This window comes from Priestia sp. TSO9 (assembly GCF_021029645.1).
Taxonomy (GTDB): Bacteria; Bacillota; Bacilli; order Bacillales; family Bacillaceae_H; genus Priestia; species Priestia megaterium_E.
The window spans coordinates 723221-748929 of record NZ_JAJEKD010000013.1 but is presented as its reverse complement, the minus strand read 5'-3'; the positions used below and the strand labels follow the sequence as shown (position 1 = coordinate 748929).

The 25709-nt window shown below is 39.7% G+C and carries 28 protein-coding genes and 1 riboswitch; of the genes, 6 read left to right on the top strand and 22 right to left on the bottom strand.

Annotated elements, in window-relative coordinates; translation table 11 throughout:
- Nucleotide 1: 1 nt before the first annotated feature.
- The 21 genes from LJC66_RS11990 to LJC66_RS11890 all read right to left on the bottom strand — a co-directional run bounded on the left by LJC66_RS11990 (nucleotide 2) and on the right by LJC66_RS11890 (nucleotide 19250).
- Nucleotides 2-658 (bottom strand): CoA transferase subunit A, encoded by a 657-nt coding sequence (locus LJC66_RS11990; RefSeq protein ID WP_043982486.1) that lies wholly within the window; start codon nucleotides 656-658, stop codon nucleotides 2-4.
- A 178-nt stretch (nucleotides 659-836) separates the two neighbouring features.
- Nucleotides 837-1166, bottom strand: a complete 330-nt coding sequence (locus LJC66_RS11985) for a DUF3870 domain-containing protein (RefSeq protein WP_013057066.1) — start codon at nucleotides 1164-1166, stop codon at nucleotides 837-839.
- A 214-nt stretch (nucleotides 1167-1380) separates the two neighbouring features.
- Nucleotides 1381-1629: a ferredoxin gene (locus LJC66_RS11980; RefSeq protein WP_013083172.1), complete on the bottom strand. Its 249-nt coding sequence runs from the start codon at nucleotides 1627-1629 to the stop codon at nucleotides 1381-1383.
- 37 nt (nucleotides 1630-1666) lie between these two features.
- The gene (pdxS, locus tag LJC66_RS11975; RefSeq protein WP_029321789.1) at nucleotides 1667-2551 is read right to left on the bottom strand and encodes a pyridoxal 5'-phosphate synthase lyase subunit PdxS; all 885 of its coding nucleotides are present in this window, start codon (nucleotides 2549-2551) and stop codon (nucleotides 1667-1669) included.
- A 193-nt stretch (nucleotides 2552-2744) separates the two neighbouring features.
- Nucleotides 2745-3728, bottom strand: a complete 984-nt coding sequence (locus LJC66_RS11970; protein ID WP_075419904.1) for a quinone oxidoreductase family protein — start codon at nucleotides 3726-3728, stop codon at nucleotides 2745-2747.
- Between the two features lie 14 nt (nucleotides 3729-3742).
- On the bottom strand, nucleotides 3743-4516 hold the full coding sequence (locus LJC66_RS11965; protein WP_308201947.1) for an enoyl-CoA hydratase/isomerase family protein: 774 nt from the start codon (nucleotides 4514-4516) through the stop codon (nucleotides 3743-3745).
- A gap of 29 nt (nucleotides 4517-4545) precedes the next feature.
- Nucleotides 4546-5307, bottom strand: coding sequence for an SDR family NAD(P)-dependent oxidoreductase (locus LJC66_RS11960; RefSeq protein WP_195693923.1), 762 nt, complete (start codon nucleotides 5305-5307; stop codon nucleotides 4546-4548).
- An 11-nt stretch (nucleotides 5308-5318) separates the two neighbouring features.
- Nucleotides 5319-7097, bottom strand: coding sequence for an acyl-CoA dehydrogenase family protein (locus tag LJC66_RS11955; protein ID WP_230932623.1), 1779 nt, complete (start codon nucleotides 7095-7097; stop codon nucleotides 5319-5321).
- Nucleotides 7085-7828 (bottom strand): 2-phosphosulfolactate phosphatase, encoded by a 744-nt coding sequence (locus LJC66_RS11950; protein ID WP_230932622.1) that lies wholly within the window; start codon nucleotides 7826-7828, stop codon nucleotides 7085-7087. The genes LJC66_RS11955 and LJC66_RS11950 overlap by 13 nt, the downstream gene beginning before the upstream one ends.
- Entirely contained in the window at nucleotides 7825-8883 is a 1059-nt protein-coding gene (locus LJC66_RS11945; protein ID WP_230932621.1) for a phosphotransferase family protein, read from the bottom strand. Before LJC66_RS11945 ends, LJC66_RS11950 begins: the two co-directional genes overlap by 4 nt.
- A 25-nt stretch (nucleotides 8884-8908) precedes the next feature.
- Nucleotides 8909-9310, bottom strand: coding sequence for an acyl-CoA thioesterase (locus LJC66_RS11940; RefSeq protein WP_013057057.1), 402 nt, complete (start codon nucleotides 9308-9310; stop codon nucleotides 8909-8911).
- Between the two features lie 14 nt (nucleotides 9311-9324).
- Nucleotides 9325-10107: an enoyl-CoA hydratase gene (locus LJC66_RS11935; RefSeq protein WP_025751917.1), complete on the bottom strand. Its 783-nt coding sequence runs from the start codon at nucleotides 10105-10107 to the stop codon at nucleotides 9325-9327.
- Complete coding sequence (locus tag LJC66_RS11930) at nucleotides 10107-10988, bottom strand: 3-hydroxyacyl-CoA dehydrogenase family protein (protein WP_116373059.1); 882 nt, start codon at nucleotides 10986-10988, stop codon at nucleotides 10107-10109. The genes LJC66_RS11935 and LJC66_RS11930 overlap by 1 nt, the downstream gene beginning before the upstream one ends.
- An 83-nt stretch (nucleotides 10989-11071) precedes the next feature.
- Nucleotides 11072-11635: a TetR/AcrR family transcriptional regulator gene (locus LJC66_RS11925; protein WP_098658399.1), complete on the bottom strand. Its 564-nt coding sequence runs from the start codon at nucleotides 11633-11635 to the stop codon at nucleotides 11072-11074.
- A gap of 90 nt (nucleotides 11636-11725) precedes the next feature.
- Entirely contained in the window at nucleotides 11726-13342 is a 1617-nt protein-coding gene (locus LJC66_RS11920; protein ID WP_230932620.1) for a long-chain-fatty-acid--CoA ligase, read from the bottom strand.
- Between the two features lie 19 nt (nucleotides 13343-13361).
- The gene (locus LJC66_RS11915) at nucleotides 13362-14135 is read right to left on the bottom strand and encodes an SDR family oxidoreductase (RefSeq protein ID WP_195693937.1); all 774 of its coding nucleotides are present in this window, start codon (nucleotides 14133-14135) and stop codon (nucleotides 13362-13364) included.
- Complete coding sequence (locus LJC66_RS11910; RefSeq protein ID WP_195693939.1) at nucleotides 14113-15357, bottom strand: acyl-CoA dehydrogenase; 1245 nt, start codon at nucleotides 15355-15357, stop codon at nucleotides 14113-14115. The genes LJC66_RS11915 and LJC66_RS11910 overlap by 23 nt, the downstream gene beginning before the upstream one ends.
- Before the next feature lie 157 nt (nucleotides 15358-15514).
- Nucleotides 15515-15778, bottom strand: coding sequence for a DUF1292 domain-containing protein (locus LJC66_RS11905; protein WP_028408533.1), 264 nt, complete (start codon nucleotides 15776-15778; stop codon nucleotides 15515-15517).
- 87 nt (nucleotides 15779-15865) lie between these two features.
- Entirely contained in the window at nucleotides 15866-17590 is a 1725-nt protein-coding gene (locus LJC66_RS11900; protein ID WP_195693941.1) for a PAS domain-containing sensor histidine kinase, read from the bottom strand.
- Between the two features lie 153 nt (nucleotides 17591-17743).
- Entirely contained in the window at nucleotides 17744-18058 is a 315-nt protein-coding gene (locus LJC66_RS11895; RefSeq protein WP_230932619.1) for a YckD family protein, read from the bottom strand.
- Nucleotides 18059-18131: 73 nt separating this feature from the next.
- A complete protein-coding gene (locus tag LJC66_RS11890; protein ID WP_230932618.1) occupies nucleotides 18132-19250 on the bottom strand; it encodes an NAD(P)/FAD-dependent oxidoreductase in 1119 nt (372 codons plus the stop codon).
- Between the two features lie 335 nt (nucleotides 19251-19585).
- Between LJC66_RS11890 and LJC66_RS11885 the strand changes: the two genes are divergently transcribed.
- The 6 genes from LJC66_RS11885 to LJC66_RS11865 all read left to right on the top strand — a co-directional run bounded on the left by LJC66_RS11885 (nucleotide 19586) and on the right by LJC66_RS11865 (nucleotide 24792).
- The gene (locus tag LJC66_RS11885) at nucleotides 19586-20098 is read left to right on the top strand and encodes a CBO0543 family protein (protein ID WP_195693948.1); all 513 of its coding nucleotides are present in this window, start codon (nucleotides 19586-19588) and stop codon (nucleotides 20096-20098) included.
- A 66-nt stretch (nucleotides 20099-20164) separates the two neighbouring features.
- A riboswitch (Lysine riboswitch) is annotated at nucleotides 20165-20347 on the top strand.
- Nucleotides 20348-20492: 145 nt separating this feature from the next.
- On the top strand, nucleotides 20493-21821 hold the full coding sequence (gene lysA / locus LJC66_RS11880) for a diaminopimelate decarboxylase (RefSeq protein WP_230932617.1): 1329 nt from the start codon (nucleotides 20493-20495) through the stop codon (nucleotides 21819-21821).
- Between the two features lie 52 nt (nucleotides 21822-21873).
- Nucleotides 21874-23136 carry a dicarboxylate/amino acid:cation symporter gene (locus LJC66_RS11875; protein ID WP_033578970.1) on the top strand — a complete coding sequence of 421 codons (1263 nt, stop codon included), beginning with the start codon at nucleotides 21874-21876 and terminating at the stop codon, nucleotides 23134-23136.
- A gap of 137 nt (nucleotides 23137-23273) precedes the next feature.
- Nucleotides 23274-23408: a hypothetical protein gene (locus tag LJC66_RS27745; RefSeq protein WP_013057043.1), complete on the top strand. Its 135-nt coding sequence runs from the start codon at nucleotides 23274-23276 to the stop codon at nucleotides 23406-23408.
- A 150-nt stretch (nucleotides 23409-23558) separates the two neighbouring features.
- Nucleotides 23559-23744, top strand: a complete 186-nt coding sequence (locus tag LJC66_RS11870) for a hypothetical protein (protein ID WP_195693952.1) — start codon at nucleotides 23559-23561, stop codon at nucleotides 23742-23744.
- A 136-nt stretch (nucleotides 23745-23880) separates the two neighbouring features.
- A complete protein-coding gene (locus LJC66_RS11865) occupies nucleotides 23881-24792 on the top strand; it encodes a LysR family transcriptional regulator (RefSeq protein WP_230932616.1) in 912 nt (303 codons plus the stop codon).
- Nucleotides 24793-24978: 186 nt separating this feature from the next.
- Here the strand turns inward: LJC66_RS11865 and LJC66_RS11860 are convergent, their stop codons facing one another.
- Nucleotides 24979-25665, bottom strand: a complete 687-nt coding sequence (locus LJC66_RS11860; protein WP_230932615.1) for an O-methyltransferase — start codon at nucleotides 25663-25665, stop codon at nucleotides 24979-24981.
- Nucleotides 25666-25709 lie beyond the last annotated feature (44 nt).

The following is a 25709-nucleotide window of genomic DNA, read 5'->3' as shown; positions in this document are numbered from 1 at the left end:
CTTATTGTTCTCCTTTCATTACGATATAAGTGACGTATAAATGAGGAGTTACAATTTCTTCAGGAGAAATCTGTCCAACTTCAACCACTTCTTCTACTTCAGCAATCACGATATCAGCAGCCGTTGCCATCATTGGATTAAAGTTTCTTGCTGATTTACTGTAAATAAGATTTCCGAGTCGATCTGCTTTTTTAGCTTTTATTAGAGCTACATCTGCGTGCAGCGATTCTTGCAAAACATATTTCTTTCCTTTTAATACTCGTTCTTCTTTTCCTTCCGCAAGCTGAGTCCCTACGCTCACAGGCGTATAAAATCCTCCGATGCCTGCTCCTCCTGCCCTAATAGCCTCGGACATTGTTCCTTGCGGGATGAGCTCCACTTGGAGTTCTTGTTGTTGATAAGCGTGTACAACTTCAGGGTTGGAAGTAAAATAAGAACCTATGGCTTTTTTTACTTGTTTTTTTTGAACCAATACACCTAATCCTTTTCCAGGTTCACCGAGGTTATTACTAATAATCTCTAAATCTTTAAGGTTTGATTTGGCAATCGCTTCAATCAGACTAAGCGGGCTTCCAACGAGACCAAATCCACCTACCATAATGCGTGCGCCATCTGTTATTTTTTCTATTGCTTCTTCGCGCGTGATGATTTTGTTCATTTTGTTTCCTCCTTTTCTTTTTATATTTCACAGCGCTTTACGCGAAAAAAACCAAGCAGGATACAATGACTTCCCAAAGAAACAGGGATGTCCCCACTCTTTGTAAAGTGTGTGTATCTGCTTGGTTTTAATAAGACCATGAAAAGAGGTTGTCTTCTCACTTTATTCTAACCAAACGCTATGTAATTTTTTGATTCACATTATCCCAGTAACGTTGGATTGCAGCCTGAAGCGCTACGATAATCGCCTGTTGAGATGGAGCAAAATAATAGTTTTGAATACGTTCAATAAGAGGTTCAATTCCATCTGCAAGGCAGTAACCAATAAGCAGCTTCCGGAAAAAATTTTGCGTCAGCTCCGTAATAAACGTAAACTCAGCATTTACAATTTTATGCTCTGTCAGATCCACTTCTAGTACAATTCCCGCATGCTTATACATTTCATACATGGAAGTTCCCTGTGGAGCTTTTGCATATCCTGTCACAATGACTGTATTCAGTATTTGCATGCCCCTTAATCTCCTTTTAAAAACTATTTAATTACTCCGCACTTTTACACTAATAATTCTGAAAGGTCAAATGAGATTAACTCATTTTCTTTTAGTTATGTAAGTGCTTTCATTTTTAAAAAGATATATTCTTACACAACTAATATTTCGCCTTTTCTAGACAAAATCCTTCTTTTCTTTTAAAAAAACTTTCTATTTTTTTATTTATTCGGCTTTATTGAAATTTATTCGAGTCTCCATCAAACTTTTCATCCGCTATACGGATGGACTCTGTTGGACAGCCTTCAAACGCATCTATTAAATCGTCTTCCAGCTCTTGGGGCACTTCAGCCGTGCCTTGATTATCATCAAGTATAACGAACGCAATTCCTTCATCATCGTAATCATAAATATCAGGTGCCGCAGCTCCGCATGCACCGCACGCAATACACGTTTCTTTATCGACTATCGTATATTTCCCCATAATCATTCTCCTAACTAAGTTTAAAAGTTATTACTCATTACCAGCCGCGTTCTTGCATACGATTTTCTGGTAATAATGATGAAATTTCAATTCCTTTCATTGCACTTCCTAATCCTTTTGATAAGTTTGCAATGAGTTCATAGTCTTGATAATGCGTTGTTGCTTCCACGATTGCACGCGCAAATTTTTCAGGGTTGTCTGATTTAAAGATTCCTGATCCAACGAACACACCGTCTGCTCCAAGCTGCATCATTAACGCTGCGTCCGCGGGTGTTGCTACGCCGCCTGCTGCAAAGTTTACAACCGGTAAGCGGCCTTCACGTTTAATTTGCAGTAATAGCTCATAAGGCGCACCTAATAGTTTTGCTTCTGTCATTAACTCGTCTTCATCCATGCCTACAACTTTACGTACTTGAGCGTTTACTTGGCGCATATGACGCACTGCTTCGACGATGTTTCCTGTTCCTGGTTCGCCTTTTGTACGAAGCATCGAGGCACCTTCACCAATTCGTCTTGCTGCTTCCCCTAAATCACGGCATCCGCATACAAATGGAACCGTAAATGTACTTTTGTTAAGATGATATTCCTCATCAGCTGGAGTGAGTACTTCACTTTCGTCAATGTAGTCTACACCCATTGCTTCTAGCACGCGTGCTTCAACAATATGGCCAATACGAGCTTTCGCCATAACTGGAATGGATACAGCGTTCATCACTTCTTCAACAATTGTTGGGTCTGCCATACGAGACACGCCGCCTGCTGCACGAATATCAGCTGGAACACGCTCTAACGCCATAACAGCAACAGCCCCTGCTGCCTCTGCAATTTTTGCCTGTTCTGCATTGATCACGTCCATGATAACGCCGCCTTTTTGCATTTCCGCCATTCCCCGCTTCACGCGGTCCGTTCCATTTCTCACCATATTCAATTCCTCCTTTATATGTTCAAACACTTATTATGCAACTTCCATGCCAGTGTTAAAATATAGAAGAAATTAGTAAAAAGCATTGATTTTTATGCCAAATTATTAAGCGATTTTTAAAAATCTGGCAGGTGAAAGCCAATTTTTTAAACCAAAACAGCTCCCATCCCTATTAGAGACGGAAGCTGTTTTGTTAAGGAACTAACACTAATTTTCCGGTCGTTTTTCTTCCTTGAAGCAGACGATGTACATCTGCCGCTTCATCAAGTGAAAATGTGCCGCCCAGCATTAATTTTAACTGACCGGAATTTACGTAGTTTAATAGCTCATGCAAACTTTGCTGATAAAGTGTTGGTTTTGCCATCATTTGAGGTAAGAAAAAGCCGAGAACCGATTGATTTTTTTCCATCAGGCGGGCGGGGTTGAATTTTACAGGTTTTCCGCTAGCCATTCCGTAAAAAACGAGGCGCCCAAATGGTGCAAGACATTGAAGAGATTCATAGAATATATGCCCTCCTACCATTTCTAAAATAATATCGGCTCCTTTTCCTTCCGTCACTTCTAAAATTTGTTTTTCCCAGCCTGTTTCTGTATAGTTAATCGCTTCGTCAGCTCCGAGATTTTTTGCAAGCTCAAGCTTTTCTTTGGAGCTCGCTGTAGCAATAACTTTTCCAGCTCCAAAAATTTTGGCAAGCTGAACAGCTAAGGTTCCAACACCGCCTGCTGCCGCATGAACGATGACGGTTTCTCCTTTTTCAAGGCGACCCATTGTTTTTAAAATATGATAAGCCGTGAGTCCTTGAAGAGGCAAAGCAACCGCTTGTGTTAAATCCACATTCTCCGGCAACGGAATAAGGCCTCTTGAATCTGCCAGCGTGTACTCAGCGTATCCTGTTGCTCGATTAGATCCCAGCAGCGTCACGACTTTTGTACCTACTTTTATCCCTTTTACATCCTCGCCTACTTCAACCACTTCGCCCGCAACTTCAGAACCTGGGATAAAAGGAAGCGGTGTTTCGACTACGTATGCTCCTTCACGGCGCGCAGCGTCGGCGTAATTAACGCCGATTGCCGCAACTTTAATGAGCACATCTTTCTTTTTTGGTACAGGGCGTGCAATATCGATCACTTGAAGAACATCAGGTCCTCCGTACTGCGTAAATTGAATGGCTTTCATCTTATATCCTCCTCTTATTTCCCTTGAAATAGTGGCTTTCTTTTTTCTTTAAACGCAGATATTCCTTCTTGATGATCTCTTGTTTCTACCATAAGAACTTGCGTTAGCCTTTCTTGTTCAAGGACTTGTTCTAATGTTAAATGAAAGGAATCGTTGACAATTTTTTTCATTTTTCCATACGCTTTGGTTGGTCCTTGTGATAAGCGACTTGCAAAGGATGTGACCTCATCTTTCAGCTGATTTAACGGTACTACACGGTTTAAAAAACCAGCTTTGTAAGCCGTGTCGGCATCCATAGGCTCTCCTAAAAATAATAGTTCCTTCGCTCTATGGGGACCAACGACCTTTGTAAGAAAGTAAAGGCCTCCTCCGTCTGAAATCAATCCAACTTGAGAAAAGCTTAATACGAACCGACTTTCTTCTGACGCAATGATAAAGTCAGAAGCGAGAGCTAAATTAAAAGCCGCTCCTGCTGCAAATCCATGAACTGCTGAAATAATTGGCTTCTCTAGATTTTGCATCGCTAAAATACATTCATTTAAACGGCCGATATGTTCATAAACATCAGATCCGGATGCTTGGCCCATCGTTTTTACATCGCCTCCGGCAGAAAACGAGCGCCCTGCTCCATTTAATATAACCACTTTAATAGACTCATCGCTTTGCGCCTGTTTTATTTCAGCTGTTAACTTTTCAATCATTTCCTCACTGAATGCATTTAAACGATCCGGCCGATTTAACGTTAAAGATAAAATAGTCCCCTGCTTTTCTACTACTAAATCACTCATAATTCGGATTCCCTCCTCTTTAATTTGCATTAAACGATAAGCCACCCGCCATCTACTAATAAATCACTTCCCGTCATATAAGATGCCTCTTTAGACGCTGCGAAAGCAATAACATTTGCAATTTCATCTGGTTTACCTACACGTTTTAAAGCCGTATTTTTTTCGATTGCCTTAGTGAAGCGCTCATTTTCAAGTCCAGGCTGCGTTAAAGGTGTTTCTACGAATCCAGGAGACACAGAGTTTACTCTGACTCCACAGGGAGCTAACTCAAACGCCATTGCTTTTGTAAAGTTAATTAAAGCAGCTTTAGCAGCGCTGTAGTGAGGGATTTGTGCACCTGCTTTATGTCCTGAAAGAGAAGCGATGTTAACAATAGATCGATTTCCTCCTATTTCTTCAGTTAAAAAAGGAATCAAATGTTTTGTAACAAGAAATACGCTTGTTAAATTGACGTCCTGCACGTGTTTCCACTGTTCAAGCGTTGTTTCTTTGATGGTTGAATTAACTGATCCGCCTGCGTTATTAATTAATAAATGAATTTGTCCGTACTTTTCTTTTATAAACTCAGCAAGCTCTTTGACGTCTTCTTCTTTCGTTACATCAGCTGGGAAAATATCCGTGCATTTTCGTTCACACCGTGTGTCAATAGACGATGCAGCCTGTACTAGCTTTTCTTTCGTTCGCCCGACAAGAATGACGCGAGCTCCTTCTTTCGCCATTCTCTGAGCGGTCGCTTCTCCAATGCCGCTTCCAGCTCCTGTAATAACAGCTATTTGCCCTTCAAAACGCATAATATCCCTCCTTATACAACATATCGCCCGCTGTCGATAAATTCACGGGCAATATCTCGATTGCGCGTGAACTCTCCTTCACTTTGCAAATCATTCATCCATTTCCCAAGAATTGTACGGTATTGTCGGTGTTTTTCACCCGTTAACATCCCGTTTATTAATTGTCGAGCCTGCTTTTCAATTTCAAATAGCGTTTCACTGACAACGGTTGCTGTCAGCTTGCTTTTTAACTTTTCTTTTTCTTCTCCATTTCTGATTACGGCTTTTTCCGCGCGCAGCACAGATGACTCTATGGCAAATAGTCCAACAGCAATTTCTGCGAGCTTCATCAGCGTTTCTTGTTCTTGTGCTAAATTGGCGTTAAACGTTTGGAATGCTGTTCCTAACAAAGCAAGAAATAAATGTCTTGTTGTAATAACCGCCTGCTTTTCTCTTGCTAGAAGTTCATTTGAAGATATTTCCCACTGACCGCTCATCAATTCACTAACAGCATGTTCTACTTGTTTGCTCAGCTCTATTTCTCCTTTGGCTGATTTTTTTAGAAGCTGAGTTGGAAGCAAAAGGCGGTTGATTTCATTTGTGCCTTCAAAAATACGATTGATGCGTGAGTCACGATATACTTGTTCTATTTTATATTCTTGAATAAACCCTGCGCCTCCATGAAGCTGCAGCGATTCATCGGCAATTAAATCAAGGGTTTCCGATCCGTACACTTTACAAACTGAACATTCCATTGCAAATTCAGCCAGCTGTTTAGCTACTAACTGATGATTTTCACTTTCATATAAGCCGCCAAGTGCCTCTTCTAGTAAACCAGCTGTACGGTACTGAATAGATTCAGATGCAAAAATACGAGCTGCCATTTTTGCTATCTTTTCTTTTGAAGCATTAAATTCTGCAATAGCTGTTTTAAACTGCTTGCGTTCTTTTGTATAACCTAAAGCAAGTTCAAACGCATATTTCGCTGCGCCCATACATGCAGAACCTAAGTTAAAACGCCCAAGGTTTAAGACGTTCAACGCAATCAAGTGACCTTTTCCTACTTGTCCAAGTACGTTTTCTACGGGTACTAAACAATCTTCATAAATAACCGGGCGAGTAGACGAGCCTTTGATTCCCATTTTCTTTTCTTCTGGCCCAAGAGATAGTCCTTCAAAATCTTTCTCTACAATAAAAGCGGTAAAATGTTCTCCGTCTACTTTTGCATATGTGATGAACGTATCTGAAAAGGCAGCATTGGTAATGTACTGCTTCGTTCCATTTAATACATAATGCGTTTTTTTAGGATTTAATACGGCTTTTGTTTGGGCTGCAAGAGCATCAGAACCAGCTTCTGGCTCTGTCAAACAGTAGGCGCCAATATATTCACCGCTTGCCAATTTAGGCAAGTATTTTTCTTTTTGCTTCTTGGTGCCAAAATACGTAATAGGAAGTGTTGCAATGCATGTATGATTAGAATGAGCCACTCCATATCCACTTGTCCGGCCAATGATTTCACCGACGAGTCCTTTGCTTACTTTGTCAAGACCTAGTCCTCCATATGTTTCTGGAATACTGTGAGCAAGAAGTCCAAGCTCGCCTGCTTTGTGCATCAATTCTACTACTTTATTAAAATCCTGCTGCTCAATGTCATTATGGTAAGGGTCTACTTCTTTTTCAATAAACTGCTTTGCTGTTTGAGCAATCATACGATGCTCATCCGTTAAGTCTTCGGGTGTATAGACGTGATCCGCAGATGTTTTTTTTAGTAAAAATGCTCCGCCTTTTGCTTCGGTTTTCATTTCAGACATATCGTTTCCTCCCCGTTTACTAGCTTTTTTTTCACTACCTTAGGAACTACGGAATAGACGTTTTTTCGGCTTACAAAGCCAATTTCTTCTAGAAATCCATACTGAGTGAGCATTTCTCCTACGGCTGAGCGCTTCAATATTTCAACAGGTGAATGCTCATAAGCCTCATATAAAAGCAGTGCGGCTTTTGCAGCATCCGTTAAATGAAATGGTTTTAGTTGCAGCAGACAGCTTATAAAGTACCCCGCTCCATACAAATCTTCTAAACAGAAGCGATCGGATGAACCTGAACAAACTAATAAAACAGTTTCATCTTGACTTGGTTGACAAACAGAACTGGCAACCGCTTCTCCGTTTAAAAGCGAAGCTGTATATACATGGCTGGCTTTTTCAGCGTTATGAATGGCTACGGTTCCGTTAGTCGTGGACAAAATAACTGTTTTATTTTGAACATGCTGCTTTAATGTGCTGGGATTCGGATCAAAAAAGCCTTCAATCGTTTTCCCTCTATATTCGCCTACAAGCGCAATATCATCAGGCTTGTACGTTTTTGCTTTTTTACGCGCTTCTTCTTCGTTTTTTACTGGAATAACTTCTCTTGCTCCTTGCTGTAAAGCAGCGGCAATTGTTGACGTAGCTAATAAGACGTCAAATATAACAACCGTTTTTCCTTCTAGCTTTTTGGCAAGAAGCTCTTCTTTTTTTAGTATTACGTGAACTTTTCTTTTCATATATGTCCCCGTTCTGTGTGCAGAGCATGAATAATTAGTGTTTTTACATAATCTCCAAATTGTGAAAACCGTTTATCATTTGTTTGGCCTTTTTTATAGCGGTAATAAATTTGCTGACAAATGACAGCAAGTTTGAAGTACGCAAACTTCAGGTGAAAGTCAATGTGTGAAACATCCCGTCCGCTTTTTTTAGCGTATGCTTCTACAAAATCTCGACGGGAATAAAAGCTTTTTTGCACAGTAACAGGTGGATTTCCGAGTCCTCTTTTTAAAAGTTCAGGATCGCTGTCTTCCATCCAGTAGCTCAGCGCCACTCCCAAATCGGCAAGCGGGTCTCCAACGGTTGTCATTTCCCAATCAAATAATCCTACAATTTTATTTCCATCCGGTGAAAATAACGTATTGTTAAGCTTATAATCATAGTGAATAATGGTCGAATGCTGTGTAGTGGGGATGTGTGTAGTCAACCATTTTTTTAGGGCTTCTACTTCCGGTATGTCACTTGTTTTTGATTTTTCATAACGATGAATCCAGCCGTGTACCTGACGTTCTAAAAATCCTTCGGGCTTGCTGATTTTTTCAAGAAGCGTACCTTTATAAGGAACATCATGAAGCTGAGCAAGGACATCCACCATTTGTTCTGAAATACGACGGCAAAGTTCGCTAGTTCCTTTCACGTCTTCTGGAAACGCTGTGTCGATGAGAACACCGTGCTTTCTCTCCATTAAAAAAAAGGGTTTCCCGACCACCGTCTCATCTTCACAAAACACATACGGCCTAGGAGCGAGAGGGAAAGACTTCGATAAAACAGATAAAATCTTGTATTCTCTTTGCATGTCATGCGCTTTTGGCGCAACTAGTCCAAAGGGAGGGCGTCTCAACACCGCCTCCCACTCTCCGACTGAAAGAGCGTAGGTTAAATTGGACGCACCTGATCCAAATTGCTTGATTAAAAGAGGCTCTTTAGGTAAATCAGAAATCGAAACACGGAGAAACTGATGCAGTTTTTCCGTGTTTAATTCCTCTCCTTTTCGTACGGGAATGATTTGTGACATTCTTTTACCACCTGCTTTTTTATAGTTAAACAGCTACTTTATAATTCATCAAAAACTGCTTAATGTCTGCTGGAATAGAAACGCTTTTTTGTGCATCAAAATCAAAGTACACGATGACAGCTTCTCCTTTAGCAATAAGCGACCCCGTCTTGCTGTCGGTAATTTCATGGCCAATTGTAAAGCTTTTATTGCCGACATTAGATACAAAGGTTTTAATCATTAGCACTTGATTAAAATAACCTTGCGCAACAAAATCACATTTAGTAGAGGCTAAAATATACTCCCACTTTTCTGTATGCATGGATGCTCCCATTTCTTCAAAAAAAGCAATCCGGGCCTCTTCTAAATAAATGAAATAGCTCGTATTGTTAATGTGACCGAGTGCGTCTGTTTCGCAAAAGCGCACTTTGACCTGTGTTTCATACATGATCTTCTCCTCCTTTATTTATGTGAAAAAACAGCGGGACGCTTTTCAATAAATGCTGATACTCCTTCTTTAATATCTTCTGTTTGAAAGACTTCTTCAAACAGCTCTGCTTCAAGTTCAAGACCTTCAGATAATGTACGATTTATTCCTTCGTTTACCGCTGTCTTAATTCGAGAAAGTGACGGAAGAGAGTGACGGTTAAATTTCTTAGCCAGCTCTTTTGCTTTTTCAAGCCCTTTTCCTTTAGGCGTGACATGATTGACAAAGCCTGCATGAAGCGCTTCTTCTGCAGAAACAGGACTGCCGGCAAACATCCACTCTTTAGCTTTAGAAACGCCAATTACTCGTGGAAGACGCTGAGTGCCGCCGCCTCCAGGAAACAATCCGAGCTTCACTTCCGGAAGACCGATTTGAGCATGTTCTTCGGCAATACGTATATCAGCGGTTAGTGAAAGTTCGCATCCTCCTCCAAACGTTAAACCGTTTAACACGACAATTGTTGGTTTTTCAATGTTTTCAAGTTTTTGCAAAACACGATGGGTTTTCATAAATTCTTCTTTAATGCCGCTTTGCCCCATTAACTGAGGAAACTCTTTAATATCAGCTCCAGCCATAAACGCCCGATCGCCCGCTCCTGTTAAAATGATTGTAATGACATCAGGGTCTTTACTAAGCTCTTCATACGTTTCTTCAAGCTGCTGCACAACAGTCTGGCTCATTACATTTAAAGGCGGGTTATCAATCGTTACAATTGCCGTTTTTCCCTCTTTTTCAACACGTACAAATTTTTTCATCATTACTTCACTCCTTGTGTGTGGTATGTGTAAAAACCTTTTCCTGTTTTACGTCCAAGCTCGCCTTTTTGAACTTTTTCTTCAATACACGCAGCTGGCTTGTCCTCTGGATCCCTCGTTTCGCTATAGCGCTGCTGCATCACAAAATATCCGACGTCAATTCCCGAGAGATCCATCAATTCAAAAGGACCGATCGGGTGATTGAGTGCTTTTTTGCAAATCGTATCAATATCTTCAAAATCTGCGTATCCATTTTCATAAAGAAAAACGGCTTCTTTTTGCAACGCTCCTAAAATTCGATTAGCAATAAAACCTGAGATTTCTTTTTTCAAAAGGACTGCTGTGCGATTAATTTGCTTGCAAACGTCCATTGTCGTTTGAGCTGTTTTTTCACTTGTCTTTTCACTCATCACAACTTCTACGCAGTCCATTACAAGGGGAGGGAAAAAGAAATGCATGTTAACGATTTGCTCTGGACGGTTTGTTGCACTTGCAATAAGCGAGTTAACAATTGTTGAACTATTCGATGCTAAAATGGCGTGACTTGGTGCGTACTCATCTATTTCTTTAAAGACACTTTGTTTTACATCTAACTTTTCTACCACAGCTTCAATTACAAAATCAGCATTCGAAACCGCTTCCTTTAATGTGTTTGTAAAAGACAATCTTCGAAATGCGGCTTCTTTAGCCTCAGAAGAGATTTTTCCTTTATGAACCCACTTGCCTATAATTGCTTCCAGCTTGTTTTTCGCATCAATGAGTGATTGTTCATTCATATCTTGAATAATTGTTTCATATCCTCCGAGTGCACAAAGCATACCGATTTGATGTCCCATTTGTCCTGCTCCAATAACAGCAATACGCTGTATATCTTTACTATTCATGTTATAACCTCCTTTTAATATAAAAGGAGAGAAAGAGCTTGTACTTTCCCGCCTTTTACGAGCACTGTCTAGCCCAGCAGCTCCTATGACTCAATACCTTTCATCAGCATCTTATAAAAAATAGCCGCAACTTCTCGATCTGTCTTTTCACCATCCGGCTGAAACCAAAAATAGCTCCAATTTGTCATTCCTAATATGCCTAGCGTGACGATATCTGAAGGCAAATCTGAACGGAACTGCCCTGCTTCCATGCCTTTTTCAATAATTTCCTGTACGTTTTCTTTAAAACGATCGCGCTTTGGAATGATTTGTTCTAAGTGTTCTTCACTCAAATGACGCATCTCTCGAAAAAACACTTTAGCTCGAAGACCTTCTTTCTCAATATCATGAACAAGTTTAAAGATAATACTGTGCAGCTTTTCTGGATAAGATGTTGTCTTATCTGCAAGAATCGCCTCTTGGTTTTCTATTAATCTTTCAATATATTGAAGGTGAATGTCCATTAAAAGCTCTTGTTTGCTTTTAAAATAATAATAAAACGTTCCTTTTGTGACGTTTAATTCATTTACAATATCTTGAATCGACGTTTCTTTGAAACCTTTTTGAGCAAAAAGCTGAATGCTTCGTTCCATCATCAAATCTTTCATCGTCAAACCCTCTCTGTCTTTTCTCATTTTCACAAATTATACCATGGCTTAGAGGGAGCTTTTGAAAAAGTTTGTTTATGTTCAGCTTATTTACATCGTTTCTTTCACCACTTCTTCTCGCAGTGCCCGTCGCAAAATTTTTCCTACATTGGTCTTAGGGAGCTCAGCGCGAAACTCAAAGATTCGCGGAATTTTGTAAGCGGCAAGGTGCTGTCGACAATAAGAAGTAAGCTCTTCTTCGGAAAGAGATTTCCCTTCTTTCACTACCAAAATCGCTTTAATTGTTTCCCCTCTGTAAGGGTGCGGCACACCAATTACAACGGCTTCTTTAATGTAGCTGTGTTCATATAAAACTTCTTCAATATCTCGAGGGTACACATTAAAACCACTCGCAATAATCATATCTTTTTTGCGATCAACAATGGATAAATACCCGTCTTCATCTATCTGTCCAATATCTCCTGTGTACAGCCAGCCGTTTCTAAGCGCGTGAGCCGTCTCTTCAGGTTGATTCCAATAGCCCTTCATAACTTGAGGGCCTTTAATTACTATTTCTCCAAGCTCTCCTCTTGGCAGTTCTTTTGTTCCTGTAGCCACATCAACAATTTTATAAGCAGTTTGTGGAACGCCAAGCCCGACTTTACCTGGCTTTCTCTCACAAAACGGCAGGTTGCAGTGGGTCACAGGAGAGGCTTCTGATAACCCGTACCCTTCTAACACTTTAGCACCCGTTTTTCGTTCGAATTCTTTCATCAGCTCAACAGGCATCGGCGCACTGCCGCTGTTGCAGATACGAATACTTTCGATGTTGTATTCTTCTGCATGAGGATGATTGGTAATAGCAACATACATAGTTGGCACGCCAGGAAAAATACTAGGCTGCTCTTTTTTTATTGTATTTAGTACTTCTTCCAAATCAAAACGCGGCAATAGCAATATTTCATTTCCGCAAAGAATTGATAAATGCATACAGGAAGTCATGCCAAATACGTGAAACAATGGAATAACGGTTAAGCATTTTTCTTTTCCTAATTCAATATCATGCTTAAATATTTCGTATGATTGAACTGCGTTCGTGTAAATGTTTGTATGTGTAAGCATCGCACCTTTAGACGGTCCGGTCGTTCCTCCCGTATACTGAAGAACAGCAATATCGTGTGATGGATGGATAACCGGCTGATTAAATTCATGTTTTATGGTTAAAAAATCTAGGAAGGAAAGGTCTGGTGATGCAGGAACAAAAGGTTTTTGTAAGCTTACAGTTATCGCTTCTTCTATATCAACGCGGTTTCTTATCTCTTGAAGTCTCGTATAAAAATCATCGAGCAGAATTATTTTTTTTGCCCTGGAATCGTTTAAAATATGCTCTAGCTCTTGTTCGACAAGCATAGGGTTGACCTGAGTAACAATGCCGCCCGCTGCTACAATGCCGAAATAGCTTATTATATATTGCGGACAGTTTGGCAGCATAATTGCTACACGATCTCCTTTTTTAATCCCTTTTTTCTGTAGTGCTCCTGCAAATATGCGAACTGAATGATACAGCTCCTGGTACGTTAACGTATGCTGATACATGCGCGTTGCCGTATGAGCAGGATAACGTTCGGCTGTTTCTTTCAGCATATCAAATAGTGAAATATCTTCGATGTGAATGTCATGAGTGTAGGCTTCTGGATAAGGTGTAAACCATTTTTTAACGTCTTCCATCAAGGTACTCCTTTCTTATTCACATAGCATGAACTCCACCGTCTACTGTCAGAATATCTCCCGTAATATAATTGGACGCCGCAGAAGCAAGAAAAATAGCTGCTCCTTTTAAATCAGCTTCGGAGCCAAAGCGTTTTAAAGGGGTTTGACTTAGAAAATAATCTTTGCCTTGTTCCATAATCGCACCTGACATTTTAGTAGGGAAAAATCCCGGCGCAATCGCATTAACTTGAATATTATGCTGTCCCCATTTGACAGCTAAATCTTTCGTAAACGTAATGACCGCTCCTTTACTCGTATTGTACCCGATTGTATCCATGTACTGAGGATCCGTTCCTCCAAGACCGGCAATCGAAGCAATGTTAATAATCTTGCCAGCCTTTTGTTTAATCATTTCTTTTCCAGCTTCTTGGGACATTAAAAACGTTCCTGTAACATTAATATTCATTACTTTTTGCCATGCTTCAAGAGGCATTTCTTCAACTGGAGCACCCCACGTAGCTCCGCTGTTATTAATTAAAATATCAATACGTCCGAATGTTTCAATTGTCTGATGCACGACATTTTTAATATCTTCAGGCTGACTGATGTCGCAAGTTAAGGCGAGCGTTTTTACATCGAGGCGGGCCAATCGGTCGGCTACTTGCTGACATGCTTCTTTCTTTCTCGAACATAGAACAATGTTTGCCCCTGCTTCTGCAAGCCCTTCTGCCATTTGTTCTCCTAATCCTCTGCCTCCGCCGGTAATAATAGCTGTTTTGCCAGTTAAATCAAACAAATCCTTTATGTGCATAGGTTGCCTCCTTTTCTTGATAGGGTTTTAGCTCAAGCCTTGCAAGCTGTGCTTTGTGCACTTCATCTGGACCATCAGCGAGGCGCAGAGTGCGGGCATTTGCCCAAAGTGCCGCAAGCGGCGTGTCTTCTGAAACACCTGCTGCTCCAAATGCTTGAATAGCGCGATCAATGACTTTTAAAGCCATAGCAGGAGCCATTACTTTAATCATAGCAATTTCTTTCCGCGCTTTTTTATTTCCGACTGTGTCCATCATATAAGCAGCTTTTAATGTTAATAAGCGAGCTTGCTCAATTTCAATACGCGATTCTGCCACCCATTCTTGAATAACCCCTTGCTGAGAAAGCAACTTATTAAACGTAGAACGACTTTGAATACGCTTACATAATTCTTCAAGCGCTCTTTCAGCTGCTCCTATTAAACGCATGCAGTGATGAATACGTCCAGGCCCTAATCTGCCTTGAGCAATAGCAAACCCTTTTCCTTCGCCTAAAAGCATATTAGACGCTGGCACACGCACATTGTCATAATGAATTTCAGCATGTCCATGAGGAGCGTGGTCGTATCCAAAGACTGGAAGCATGCGTTCGATTTTAACTCCTGGAGTGTTTAATGGAACTAGAATCATAGACTGCTGTTCATATTTAGATGCGGTAAAATCGCTTTTTCCCATGACAATAGCAACTTTGCAGCGAGGATCTCCCGCACCTGAAGACCACCATTTTCTTCCGTTGATTACATACTCATCGCCTTCTCTTACAATACTGCACTGAATGTTTGTGGCATCAGAAGAACCTACATCTGGTTCTGTCATAGAAAAGCAGGAGCGAATGTCTCCATTTAACAGCGGCTTTAGCCATTTTTCTTTCTGTTCGGGCGTTCCGTATCGAACCAGTACTTCCATATTGCCGGTGTCAGGAGCTCCGCAGTTAAAAGCTTCTGGTCCAATAATAGAACGGCCCATAATTTCGCAAAGGGGGGCATATTCGACATTTGTTAGACCTGCTCCGTATTCGCTTTCTGGCAAAAATAAGTTCCATAATCCAGCTTGCTTTGCTTTTTCTTTTAACTCTTCCATGATCGGAGGAACAGCTGACCACCTAGACGGCTGTTCATTCAGCTGTTGTTCGTATAGCCGTTCATTTGGGTAAATATGCTCTTCCATAAAAGAGGTCAATTCTTTTTGCAGCTTCACTACTTTGTCAGAGTAAGAAAAATACACGGTAGTCCCTCGCTTTCATTTACTTACTAACCGGTTGGTATGTTACATATTCATCATAAATGAAGGGAAATAATTCAGCAAGATATTTTTAGAAAAATTCTAAATATTATATTATTTAAAATAAAAAAAGAGAGGTTTTATCCTCTCCTTCTCGTGTTTACGCGGATGTCATTTCCTCAAATACGGCTGATACCTTTTCAAACTCCTCGTCATCTTCAATTGAAGACCATTCACCATCATCTTCAATTTTCAAAAAGAAAACATCAATTTCTTCTTCTGTTTCAATTAAAACTTCTTCCACAAACGCAACGGCAATATAATCATGCCCTTCAATCGTCATTTTTCCAAGCACTTCAATATCTTGCTCTTGATCATTTTCATCTAAAATTGTAAAAATCTCTCCCGTTTCAATGCGTTCCATCTTATTCCCTCCTTATTTTAACCTCATTATTCGTTCACTAACATGTATTCCCCTTTAGAAAAGGTTTCATGCTTATAAAAGTAGAATCTACTTTTTAAAAGGCAAAAGAATGTCTACGGTAGTTCCTTTTCCAAGTTCACTTACAAAGTTAATTTCTCCTCTATGTTCTCGAATGATCTTATAGCACACCATCAGTCCAAGCCCCGTTCCTTTCTCTTTGGTACTATAAAAAGGTTTTCCTAAATGCTGCATTCTTTCCTGCGTGATGCCTGGCCCCTCGTCGCTAAACCGGACAACAAGGTTCTCCTGATTAAACCTTTTTAGTTGAATCGTTACGGTTCCTCCACTTGGCATAGATTCGACTGCATTTTTAAATATATTACTAAACACCTGTTTCAACTGATTTTCTTCGCATAATACGAGAGGAAGATGAAGATCAATTTCTTTTTTTACGTGAATTTTCTCTGTAATCCCCTGCACCTCAGCTAGCTTTAAAGTATTCTCTAAAATATCTTGGACATGTTTGTCCCTGTAGGTTTTCGCTTGAGGCTTTGCAAGACTCAAGAACTCATCGGTAATCAATTCAATTCTGTCTAACTCATGATTTATCATTTCTACATAGTAAGGCTGACCGCTCGTTTCTTTTAATAACTGCATAAATCCTTTTACCGCCGTCAGAGGGTTTCGAATTTCGTGAGCAATACCAGCCGCTAACTGTCCGACTAAGGAAAGCTGAGCGGATTCACGCAGCAATTTTTCAGTTTTTTTACGTTCTGTAATATCACGAAACAAAACTTGAATGGCCTGCTTTCCCATATAGGGAATAGGAAAGGCAATGGTTTCGGCATCAATCGTATGACCGTCTTTATGAATAAACTTTTCTTCCTGTAGGTCTACAGATTTATTTTCTGTTTTCATTCGATAAATTCGCTGTTTTACAACATCATAGTAATCAGGGTGAACAAACTGATAAACACAAGCTCCTAATACGTCTTGAGGACTTTTGTATCCTAGCGCTTTAGCTCCTGCAGGGTTGATGTAATCAATTTTACCTTCACTATGAACGATAATCGCTTCCGGCGATAACTCAATCAAGCTTCGGTAGCGTTCTTCACTTTCTTTTAAAGCCGTTTCGGCCTGCTTGCGTGATGTTATATCTCGATAGACAAAAGCAATGCATAGCGGCCAATCATTCATATTTTTAACGCGGAATAGTGTGACGCTTACATTAATTAAATGACCGTCTTTATGCTGTCTGACCGTCTCAAATTCCGTTTTCGATTCACCTGATTGAATGGTCTTATGAAGTTCCCACACTGGCTCCTTTAAAAACGAAGGTATAATCGGAAGAGGCTTTTGATAAATTTCTTCAAACGTCCAGCCAAATGTATTCTCAAACGCAGGGTTCACTTGAAGCGTTTTACCTTCTAAGTCAACGACAGCAACAGCATCTGCGTTATGATAAATAAAAGGCTGAATCTGTTCTTTTTTCTCCTGATAACTAGTTATATTCACGCAATGTCCCATGATTTCAGGCTTTTCTGTGTAAGATAAAGGGGTTAAGTTTACTACATAGCGTTTATCATTTATTTGAAGCTCGTACATAAGCTTTTTCTTTTTATTTAGTGCTTCGAAAAAATGCTCATACGAGACCCATTCTTCCAGAGGGATTTTTTGCTCATGAACGCTTTCACCTTGATACATACTGTAAACAAGATAGTCATCTTTTTGTTTGTAAGCAAATATGATTCCTAGCGCCTCATCTGAATGATTTTCTGCATGTAATCGGACTATTTTTTTATTTTCGTTCATATTTACCTACCCCTCACTAGCATCTTTCCTACTCGTTCTCATTCTCTTAATTTTACATGAGGATTTTAGAATTTACTAGATAAAGAAGCGGATATTTTCCATTCATTCACATAAAAAAACGCCTGTAAAGGCGCTTTTTTATGTGAATATGAATTACTTTGAATGATGCATTTTATGACAGTGTCGCTTCGGCACAAAACCATTTTTCTCCATATGCTGATAGCGATTTTCCATATGTGAAGAAATATTTTGACTCTTCGTTTTGCTTAACACGCCATACTCCACATATTTTGAAAGTATTTCTTTCTTTTTTGCTAGTATTTCTTTGTACAGCACGGACAATTCCTGCTTTTGCTGAGATGTCAGCTGCACGTCTTTTGTTTCTGGCTGAGGATGGTTTTCCGCTAATACAGGCGTCGCGCTCATAAGTAAAAAAGCTGCTGCTGCACTTATCATAATCTTTCGCAAACAATCTACTTCCTTTCATCATATAGTAGTTATAGTTTGCGAACCTCTATTTGTTTTCATTCATTCTGTTTACTTAAGACTCGATAGTTCCTCTTAAATCATAGTCGCTAAGATCAATTTCCATTTCCATTTCAAGTGCTAATTTAGCAAGCTCTGAACCAAGATAAGGACCCGACGTTAAGCCTGAAGCTCCAAGACCATTGGCTACTAGTATTCCTTCGTAAGCCGGAAGAGCTCCAATGACTGGCAAGAAGCCTGGAGTAAATGGTCGAAACCCTACCCTTGTTTCTAAGACTGTGCTTTCTGTTAAGCCGGGTGCAATTGATAAGGCCTTTGAAAAAATCTCATGAAGCCCCCCAGCAGTTACTCGCAAGTCATAACCCGTGTCGTTTTCATGTGTTGCTCCAATGACAATTTGACCTTGTTCAAACGAAAGAATATATTGGTCGCTTGGAGGCATCACAACGGGCCAGTTTTTTGTATCTAAATCTGGAAGGTGCAAGTGGACAATTTGCGCTTTTTGAAAGCTTGCTAAAAATTTCACTCCAAGAGGCTCTAGTAATTGATTTGCCCACGCTCCTGCTGTCACGATTGTTGTAGTTGCTAGAAGGGTTTGCCCATTTACGGCAACGCCCGTTACTTGATTATTTTCATAAAGAAGTTCTGCGTTTCCTTCTATTATTTTTGCACCGTTTTTCTTCGCTGCATTCACAAGTGCGTTTCGAAGAGCTCTTCCGTTAACGCGAGCGGCTCCACTAATATGAACTGAACTGTATTCTTCCGAAAGAACCGGAAACAAAGCCTGTGTTTCTTTGGCGGATAAACGTGTAATCTCGCCTATTTCGGGAGCTTCTTCCCGACGTTTATATGCTCGTTCTTCCATTTTTTTAAGCTTTTGTTCATCAGTATGTAAGCTAATTGCTCCCACTTGCTTATATCCCGTATCCGTTTCTCCATCTTCTTCTAATTGCTGAATTAATGTTTGATAGTACTTGGCGCCGCCTTTTGCTAAGCGGTACCATGCTTTATTACGACGCTGCGAAAGCCATGGACAAACAATTCCTGCTGCTGCATCAGTAGCTTGACCAGCATCCTTGCGATCTACCAATGTCACATCTGCTCCTGCTTTTGCTAAATGATATGCTGTAGAAGCTCCAAGTATCCCAGCTCCAACTACGATGTATGTTTTCATACCAAAACACCCTTTTCTTTCTTCTAATATTCTCATGCTATATGTACGCAACTTTAGCATAGCAAAAAAAGAAGTCACATACTAGGCGAAGCTATCTTGAGCTTATTTTTGAGTCTTGCTGACTTTGACATATAGTTCCTTTCATTGTAAACAAAAGCGCAATAAGTTCTTTTACGGGAATTATGGTGAGATGAAGCAAACCACAAATAGTGATCACCCATATTTAACACTGCGCTTACCGCTTTTTTATTATAGTTTCTGAATAAAAAAATGAAAGAATAAAACCACTATAATATGTAAATAAAAAGAAATAACCATTATTTTAAGGAGAGCGTATGCAATCTTCATTTGTATTATTTTTTATCATTCTTGGTTTACTATTTGGCAAGTGGCGAAGGTATCAAGAATACTATCCTACTTTGCTGTTTTGGGTCACGGGGAATTTGCTTTATGAAGTACTGCTGTTTCATCACCGCGTATGGGTATTTCACCCTGTTGGTATTGATCACCTTTTTCTACCCGATCACCTAATGGTTTCCCTTGGAATAACCTTAATCATTTATCCGTTTGTTATACCGGTTTTTTTAGGAAGGCTGCCGCTGCATGTAAGCGGCCGGCTGTGGTGGATTCTTTTGTGGGCGCTTTTATTTACTGTGATTGAGTTCATTGCTTATGTTAATCACAGTATTACTCATCATTATGGATGGTCTCTGCTGTGTTCTTTTCTCTTCAATATTGTCACGTTCTCACTTTTAGTCATCCATCAGAAGACAGCACTGGCCGCTTGGGTTCTATCTGGCAGCTTCATAGCTTTCTTATTTATTCTTTTTGATATTCCTATGCCTTAACTTTTCATTGACTAGACGGAGGAAAAGGAAATATAATAGAAATTACATTTAAATATAATTTTCCTCTCTGAGAATAGAGGTGCATGAAATCAAGAGTCACTTATTGGAGACTAATGGAGTCTGTGAAGATAAGTAAAAGGGATTTCGTGCCGAAGTATATAAACATCCATTGTGTTCATATACTGGTTCAGTATTGAATAAATGCTGAGCTGTCACAAACCATTTGGTTTGTGGAGAGCTATTGAAGAGATGTTGATGCCTAGAATGTAATAATATTTTATTATTATGAAACCAAGACGCGTGAACATCACTTCACGGGTCTTTTTTGTGTTTTTCTACTGACCATCAAAGTTCAAAGTTATAGTTGAATGATTTAAATGGAGGGATACGGATTATGTACTTACATGGAACGAGTAAAATTAACAGCAGCAATCATTTAGAAATTGGGCAGTGCGATACGGTCGAACTGAAAAAACAATACGGCACTCCCCTATACATCTACGATCAAGAATTAATTGAGACGAAATGCAAGGCCTTCCATTCAGCCTTTCGAAGAAGCGGATTTTCATATCAAATCGCCTATGCAGGGAAAGCCTTTCTTTGTATGGAAATGGCTAGCCTTTTAACGAAGCTTGATATGTCACTAGATGTGGTCTCAGGAGGCGAATTATTTACAGCGCTTGAAGCTGGATATCCAGCTGAACGCATTCATTTTCACGGAAATAATAAAACAATTGAAGAAATAGAAATGGCTCTTGATGCGAATATTGGCTGTTTTGTTGTTGATAACTTTACCGAACTTGAAGTTTTGCATGCCTTAGCAGCTGAGCGCAAACAGAAAGCATCTATTCTTCTGCGTGTTACTCCAGGGATTGAAGCCCATACACATGAGTATATTATGACCGGACAGGAAGACTCAAAATTTGGATTTGGTCTTTCCAATGACCAAGCCATGAAAGCGGTAAGTTTTGCGTTAGAAAAGCCTTACTACGATCTTTTAGGCATTCATTGTCATATTGGTTCGCAAATTTTTGAAGTAGATGGTTTTTCTCGCGCCATTGATATTTTAACTGATTTCTTATTCAGCATTCGTGATAAAATGGAATTTGAAGTAAAAGTTTTAAACGTAGGTGGTGGTTTTGGTATTCGTTATACCGAAAGCGACTCTCCTCTTCCAGTTGAGTATTATGTAGATGCACTGACAGAAAAGCTAAGCCGCACGTTAACTGAACAGAATTATACCCTTCCAGAAGTCTGGATTGAGCCTGGAAGAAGCATCGTAGGAGAAGCAGGTACAACGCTTTATACAATTGGATCAACGAAGGAGATTCCAGGTGTACGCAAATACGTAGGAATTGACGGCGGTATGACTGATAATATCCGTCCTGCTCTTTACGATGCAAAACATGAAGCTGTCTTGGCTAATAGAGTGACGGATAAAAAAGATGAAACAGTATCAATTGCGGGTAAATGCTGTGAATCAGGAGATATGCTTATTTGGGATATTGACTTGCCGCGCGTTAATCAAGGAGATTTATTAGCAGTGTCCTCTACAGGTGCCTACAACTATTCAATGGCTAGCAATTACAACCGTATTCCGCGCCCTGCTGTTGTATTTGTGAAAAATGGAGAAGCTCGTCTTGCTGTAGAGCGAGAAACATACGAAGATTTGGTGCGTAAAGATGTAAAGCCAGTCGTTACTACGTATGCAATGAGCAAATAATAGCTGTTCTTGCGTAGTAAAGAAGCTATTGTTGTTTGGAGGAAATCTAACTATGGTTTTAAGTGTATTTAAAACGTACAGATCATCGCTTATTCTGCTTCTCGCTATTTTAATTGGCGGGATAGCAGGATATGCTATTGGACCCGATGTGGCAGTCGTGAAGCCCTTTGGTGATTTGTTTCTTAATTTGATGTTCATGATTATCGTTCCCCTTGTCTTTTTTAGTGTGGCTTCGGCGATTGCAAACATGAACGAAATGAAACGTCTTGGTAAAATTATGCTAGGAATTGCCGTTGTGTTTGTCGCCACTGCTGCTGTTTCAGCCGTTTTAGGCTTTTTAGGCGCATCACTTTACAATCCGCTACATAATGTAGATACTTCTGCCATTAAAGAATTGATGGGTGACAGTGAAAATACAGCTGAAAAAATGACGCTTTTAAATCAGCTTGTTAGCACATTTACTGTACCTGATTTTGTTCAGTTATTTTCGAAAGAGCATATTTTACAATTAATTGTCTTTGCCGTTATCTTCGGTATTGCTACCACAATGGCCGGTGAAAAAGGACAGCCTATGGCGAAATTTCTGACTTCGGGTCAAGAAGTATCGATGAAGGTTGTTAAAATTGTGATGTACTATGCCCCCATTGGTTTAGGATGCTATTTTGCTACTGTAGTAGGAGAACTTGGACCAAAGATCTTACAAGGGTACGCTAGAGCATTTATTCTTTATTTATTAATTGCAATCGTTTACTATTTCGGTTTCTTTACGCTATATGCATGGATTGCTGGCGGTAAAGCAGGAATTAAGCTGTTTTGGAAAAATGCAGCTGCTCCTTCTATCACCGCTATTGCTACCTGTTCTTCTGCTGCATCTATTCCGGTCAATTTAGATGCAACAAAGAAAATGGGTGTGCCGCTGGATATCGCTGAAACGGTGATTCCATTAGGAGCAAACACGCATAAAGATGGTTCTGTGATCGGTGGTATTCTAAAGATTGTTTTCTTATTCAGTTTGTTTGGCAAAGATATGACGTCTGCTACGAGTATTTTGAGCATTTTAGGCGTAGCCTTTTTAGTTGGAGCCGTAATGGGAGCAATCCCTGGAGGCGGTATGATTGGCGAAATGTTAATCATTACAATTTATGGATTTTCGCCAGAAGTTCTGCCCATTATTGCGGTCATTTCCACAATTATTGACGCCCCTGCTACGCTTTTAAACAGTACGGGAAATACAGTAACAGCGATGCTTGTTACAAGGTTTACAGAAGGAAAAGACTGGATTAACAAAATTATCACCACCGATAAAGTCGCTTAGTAAAAAAGCAAAGGGAACAGTTTAGTGACTCTCCCTTTGCTTTTTTCGTGTGCAGTAATATCGATAGCGGTGTATAAAGTCTGTAAATACGCACATTCTATAGGTATGTTTCATAACCGGACTGGAGGTGTCGTCTAATGAGTAACGCTGCAGGAGGTTCAAAGAAGAATCAACCGAATGATGCGAATCACGTAAGCGCAGAAACAAAAGCTCATCAAAAACGTCTCACTGAGCAAAACAAACAAGAGCATCAAGCTGAAGAACGAAAATAAAATGACGTTAAAGAGCGCAGCGCCTGCGTTCTTTAACGTCATTTTATTTTTAGAGAGAACTTCATAACCCCGCTCGTTATGGGGCTATCGTACAACCTCCTTTTGAACTTTTACATATTCTATTAATAGGTTTGTAAAAGGAGGAATGATATGATGTTTTCTTGGCTAGAGATTACAGCCGCAGCCTTTGGACTTTCAGTTATTTTGATAAGTTTTGCATTTTTGCCCGAACGTACATGCAAAAATCTTTATATTCCTCATCAGCTAGTAGCAAAATCTATGTTTCTCTACAAAAAAATTATTCGTTTTATAAATCAATTTCGAGAGAAACTTTAGTTCATTTCCTTTCCCTGTTTTTATTCATTGGATATATCCTCCCCCTTTTTAATCAGCGCATTTACAGTAAATAATTTAATGGTTAAAATAAAGAGTAAAGAAAAAGGATAAGCAGTTTGCAGAAATGGAGTTTCACATGGAAATCAGAGACTTAGAATACTTTATAGAGGTAGCAAATCATAAAAATTTTACAAAGGCAGCGCTGCAAGTTCATTTGTCACAAACGGCTTTAAGTAAAGCCGTCAAAAAAGTAGAAAATGAACTAGGATTTGAGCTTCTTGATCGTTCAACAAGAGAATTAAAGCTAACCGATGCAGGAGAGGTTGTGTATCATCAGGCAACTAAAGCTCTGTCGGTGTTAAAAGACATGCCTCACTTGTTGGGAGATTTAATGAATTTGCAAACAGGGCAAATCAAGATGGGAGTCCCTCCGCTCATCGGGACCTTGTTTTTCCCGAAGATTGCAAAAGCATTTAATGAACAATACCCTAAAGTATCTCTAGAGCTTATTGAATTTGGAGCAAAAAAAATTGAAGCACTTGTGGAAGAGGCTGGTGTAGATATGGGGATTGTTATGCTTCCTCTTACAAGCGGTCATGATGAACATTTTCACGTATACCCGTTCGTTAAGGAGAGATTTCTTTTATACGCGCATAAAAACCATTCTTTAGCGAAACGTTCTTCCGTCTGGATGAAAGAATTGGAGCATGAAAAATTCATTATGTTTAGTGAAGAATTTACGCTGCACGACCGGTTAATTCAAGATGCTTTAAAATCAGGCTTTGTGCCTTCTATAGCGTATAAAAGTTCTCAATGGGATTTAATTATTGAATTAACAGCGGCAGAACTAGGTATTGCTATTTTACCCGAATCGCTTTATGCCAAAGTGAAAGATCCCAATATTACTACCGTACCTATTGCAGATCCTGAAATGATGTGGGAACTTGGAATTATTCTGTTAAAAGAACGCTACAGTTCATTCGCTGTACGAGAATTGATTAATTTTTTAACCGAAAAACAAATGACAGATAAATTGGGGCCCATTTAAAAAGAGTCTGGAACAAAAGTATGTTAGTTCAAGGACAATCCGAACGAGTTTGGTTGAGAATCCAACTCGTTCGGATTTTTTCGTGGGGACGCTGAACGTAGGTTTCATGTATGTATTTGCTTCTAGCTGTTGATTGGATGGGTTTAGTTATGTCTCCGTCTTTTTTGATGTGTAATACAAATTTTATCATTCAACAATCCCTACAATGAATCCATCATAGCCTTTGCTTCCAACGGTTTGTATAGCCGTGGCGCTGATTCGTTTTTCTTGAGCCAGAGCATTCATAAATTGGCGAATTCCCTTTACATTTTCATCTTCACTTTCTGAGTTCACCACATGCCCTTGACGAACAACATTATCACAAATAATCGTACTTCCTCTTTTCGATAATTCTAGAGCCCACTTTAAGTAATTTGGGTTATTCGGCTTGTCAGCATCAATAAAGATAAGATCAAATGGCTCTGTTCCCTTATCCTTTAATACAGCTAATGTATCAAACCCGGGGCCGACAAGGACTTCTACTAAGTGGCTTACTCCCGCTCTTTTTAAATTAGCTCTTGCTACTTCTGCATGCTGAGCGCTCAATTCGAGCGTAATCAGCTGTCCGTCTTTCGGAAGAGCTCTGGCTAGCCAAATCGTGCTGTATCCTCCAAGAGTACCAATTTCCAAAATGCGTTTAGCTCCTTTTAATGAAGCTAACAAATGCAGAAACTTCCCTTGACTAGGCGATACGTTGATGGCAGGTAATCCAGCCTCTTGATTTGCCTTCAATACCTCATCAAGAATAGGGTCAGGTTGTATAAGCTTATCATTCATATAAAGATCCACTTCATTCCAAATTTCATATATAGACATTTCCATACTCCTCCACATAAGTGATAAAAGCTTTATTATTTCTATGAATGTGTTCTAGCTCT

Excerpts from the sequence above, each read along its gene's own strand:
- LJC66_RS11990 (WP_043982486.1), bottom strand. The coding sequence starts at position 658 with ATGAACAAAATCATCACGCGCGAAGAAGCAATAGAAAAAATAACAGAT.
- LJC66_RS11985 (WP_013057066.1), bottom strand. The coding sequence starts at position 1,166 with ATGCAAATACTGAATACAGTCATTGTGACAGGATATGCAAAAGCTCCA.
- LJC66_RS11980 (WP_013083172.1), bottom strand. The coding sequence starts at position 1,629 with ATGGGGAAATATACGATAGTCGATAAAGAAACGTGTATTGCGTGCGGT.
- pdxS (WP_029321789.1), bottom strand. The coding sequence starts at position 2,551 with ATGGTGAGAAATGGAACGGACCGCGTGAAGCGGGGAATGGCGGAAATG.
- LJC66_RS11970 (WP_075419904.1), bottom strand. The coding sequence starts at position 3,728 with ATGAAAGCCATTCAATTTACGCAGTACGGAGGACCTGATGTTCTTCAA.
- LJC66_RS11965 (WP_308201947.1), bottom strand. The coding sequence starts at position 4,516 with ATGAGTGATTTAGTAGTAGAAAAGCAGGGGACTATTTTATCTTTAACG.
- LJC66_RS11960 (WP_195693923.1), bottom strand. The coding sequence starts at position 5,307 with ATGCGTTTTGAAGGGCAAATAGCTGTTATTACAGGAGCTGGAAGCGGC.
- LJC66_RS11955 (WP_230932623.1), bottom strand. The coding sequence starts at position 7,097 with ATGTCTGAAATGAAAACCGAAGCAAAAGGCGGAGCATTTTTACTAAAA.
- LJC66_RS11950 (WP_230932622.1), bottom strand. The coding sequence starts at position 7,828 with ATGAAAAGAAAAGTTCACGTAATACTAAAAAAAGAAGAGCTTCTTGCC.
- LJC66_RS11945 (WP_230932621.1), bottom strand. The coding sequence starts at position 8,883 with ATGTCACAAATCATTCCCGTACGAAAAGGAGAGGAATTAAACACGGAA.
- LJC66_RS11940 (WP_013057057.1), bottom strand. The coding sequence starts at position 9,310 with ATGTATGAAACACAGGTCAAAGTGCGCTTTTGCGAAACAGACGCACTC.
- LJC66_RS11935 (WP_025751917.1), bottom strand. The coding sequence starts at position 10,107 with ATGATGAAAAAATTTGTACGTGTTGAAAAAGAGGGAAAAACGGCAATT.
- LJC66_RS11930 (WP_116373059.1), bottom strand. The coding sequence starts at position 10,988 with ATGAATAGTAAAGATATACAGCGTATTGCTGTTATTGGAGCAGGACAA.
- LJC66_RS11925 (WP_098658399.1), bottom strand. The coding sequence starts at position 11,635 with ATGAAAGATTTGATGATGGAACGAAGCATTCAGCTTTTTGCTCAAAAA.
- LJC66_RS11920 (WP_230932620.1), bottom strand. The coding sequence starts at position 13,342 with ATGGAAGACGTTAAAAAATGGTTTACACCTTATCCAGAAGCCTACACT.
- LJC66_RS11915 (WP_195693937.1), bottom strand. The coding sequence starts at position 14,135 with ATGCACATAAAGGATTTGTTTGATTTAACTGGCAAAACAGCTATTATT.
- LJC66_RS11905 (WP_028408533.1), bottom strand. The coding sequence starts at position 15,778 with ATGGAACGCATTGAAACGGGAGAGATTTTTACAATTTTAGATGAAAAT.
- LJC66_RS11900 (WP_195693941.1), bottom strand. The coding sequence starts at position 17,590 with ATGAACGAAAATAAAAAAATAGTCCGATTACATGCAGAAAATCATTCA.
- LJC66_RS11890 (WP_230932618.1), bottom strand. The coding sequence starts at position 19,250 with ATGAAAACATACATCGTAGTTGGAGCTGGGATACTTGGAGCTTCTACA.
- LJC66_RS11885 (WP_195693948.1), top strand. The coding sequence starts at position 19,586 with ATGCAATCTTCATTTGTATTATTTTTTATCATTCTTGGTTTACTATTT.
- lysA (WP_230932617.1), top strand. The coding sequence starts at position 20,493 with ATGTACTTACATGGAACGAGTAAAATTAACAGCAGCAATCATTTAGAA.
- LJC66_RS11875 (WP_033578970.1), top strand. The coding sequence starts at position 21,874 with ATGGTTTTAAGTGTATTTAAAACGTACAGATCATCGCTTATTCTGCTT.
- LJC66_RS27745 (WP_013057043.1), top strand. The coding sequence starts at position 23,274 with ATGAGTAACGCTGCAGGAGGTTCAAAGAAGAATCAACCGAATGATGCG.
- LJC66_RS11870 (WP_195693952.1), top strand. The coding sequence starts at position 23,559 with ATGATGTTTTCTTGGCTAGAGATTACAGCCGCAGCCTTTGGACTTTCA.
- LJC66_RS11865 (WP_230932616.1), top strand. The coding sequence starts at position 23,881 with ATGGAAATCAGAGACTTAGAATACTTTATAGAGGTAGCAAATCATAAA.
- LJC66_RS11860 (WP_230932615.1), bottom strand. The coding sequence starts at position 25,665 with ATGTGGAGGAGTATGGAAATGTCTATATATGAAATTTGGAATGAAGTG.